At 66.9% G+C, this 534-nt stretch carries 1 protein-coding gene; it reads left to right on the top strand.

What is annotated here, in order from left to right; all coding sequences use genetic code 11:
* Positions 1–465 (top strand): hypothetical protein (locus AC1DIX_RS27665; protein ID WP_477328534.1); only part of this gene is annotated, 465 nt, incomplete at its 5' end.
* Positions 466–534 lie beyond the last annotated feature (69 nt).

Genomic DNA, 534 nt, shown 5'->3' with positions numbered 1-534 from the left:
GACGAAGGCAGTGCCGCAGCGCTCGTCAGGGAAGCCGCCCGGGCGATCCGCAAGTCGATCGATCTCGGCGAGAGCGGTGATCCGCTTGTCGCCGGTCTGATGTCGAAGCTGCAGACCGACGATGCGACGAAGATCGGCCGCCTGCTCAACGAGACGCGCGGCGCGGCCGTCTGGGGCAGCTATGCCGATGCCGTATTCGACGCTGCCTCGCAGAAATCGCCACTCGCATCGAGGGTGATCGAGGACGGTGCCGCCGCCCTCGCCCGCCTTGTCGGCATTCTGATCAGCCGCGGTGCGGACGCCAGTCACGTCGTCATCGGCGGCGGTGTCGTTGTCGAGCAGCCGAGCCTGTTCGAGGCCTTTCGCCGGGCGATGGCGGAAGTCTCTCCGAAGAGCGAAATCACCCTGCTGCGCGCAGCCCCGGTCAACGGCGCGCTGGCGCTCGCGCGCCGCCTGCTCGGCTGAACCGATTGGATAGACAGAGGAAGCGGAAATGGAACGCATTGGTTACAGAAACGCGGTTGCCCGCCAGCC

Source organism: Massilia sp. 05N420 (assembly GCF_056397205.1).
Note: the sequence above shows the minus strand (reverse complement) of the source record. Positions and strands in the feature narration are given on the sequence as shown.